Origin of the sequence: Siccirubricoccus soli (assembly GCF_024178315.1) — a bacterium.
Taxonomy (GTDB): domain Bacteria; phylum Pseudomonadota; class Alphaproteobacteria; order Acetobacterales; family Acetobacteraceae; genus Siccirubricoccus; species Siccirubricoccus soli.
Genome location: NZ_JAMZIK010000002.1, coordinates 1 through 1,137, shown reverse-complemented (window position 1 = coordinate 1,137; position 1,137 = coordinate 1). Strand labels below are relative to the sequence as shown.

Below are 1,137 nucleotides of genomic sequence, written 5' to 3'. Positions count from 1 at the left end.
GGCTTCAAGGCGGTGAATGATACGCTGGGCCATCCGGCGGGCGATGCCCTGCTGCGCTTGGTATCCGAGAGGCTCCAGGGCGTCGTGCGCGGATCCGATCTGGTCGCCCGCCTGGGCGGCGATGAGTTTGCGATCGTGCAGGCCTCCTGCGCCGGGCGCGAGGATGCCCAGGCGCTGGCAGAGCGCATTCTGGAAGCCCTGGCGCAACCCTTCAGCCTGGACGGCGAGCTGATCTCCATCGGCACGAGCGTTGGCATCGCCATGGTCCCGCAGGATGCGAACTCCCCGGACGAGCTGCTGAAGGCGGCCGATATCGCGCTCTACTGCGCCAAGGAGGCAGGTCGAGGCACCTTCTGCTTCTTCGACCCCAGCATGGACGCGCATCTGCAGGCACGGCAGGCGATCAAGCTCACGCTGCGCGGTGCGCTGAGCCGCGGCGAGTTCGAACTGCACTACCAGCCGCTGGTGGATCTGGGCACAAGGCGGGTCAACAGCTTCGAAGCCCTGTTGCGCTGGCGCCACCCCGAACGGGGCATGGTTTCCCCGACCGACTTCATCCCGGTGGCCGAGGAAACCGGCCTCATCGTCCCGATCGGCGAATGGGTGCTGGAGGAGGCGTGCCGCAGGGCGGCGAGCTGGCCGGACGACATTGGCGTTGCCGTGAACCTGTCGCCCATCCAGTTCAAGAGCAAGACGCTGGTCCAGGCGGTGGATCAGGCGCTGAAGCGGTCCGGGTTGAAGCCCAGCCGGCTGCAGCTGGAAATCACGGAATCCGTCCTGCTGCATGACAACGCCGTCAGCCTGAAGGTCCTGCAGGACCTGCGATACCTCGGCGTGAAGATCGCAATGGATGATTTCGGCACCGGGTATTCCTCGCTCAGCTATCTCCGGAGCTTCTCCTTCGACAAGATCAAGCTCGACCGGTCCTTTGTCCGTGATCTGTCGGAACGGCCGGAATGCGAGGCCATCGTGCGCGCGGTGGCTGGCCTTGCCTCTGGCCTGAGCATCACCACCACGGCAGAGGGGATCGAGACCGCCGAGCAGTTGGATGTCCTCCTGGCCAACGGATACAATGAGGGCCAGGGCTATCTGTTCGGGCGGCCCATCGGCCGCGCCGAGGTCGCCTCGGTGATCGAG

Annotated in this window: 1 protein-coding gene; it reads left to right on the top strand. The window is 65.6% G+C overall.

Annotated elements, in window-relative coordinates; all coding sequences use genetic code 11:
* Positions 1-1,137, top strand: a 1,137-nt coding sequence (locus NJ376_RS00380; RefSeq protein ID WP_252951228.1) for a putative bifunctional diguanylate cyclase/phosphodiesterase, incomplete at both ends; no start/stop codon positions are given.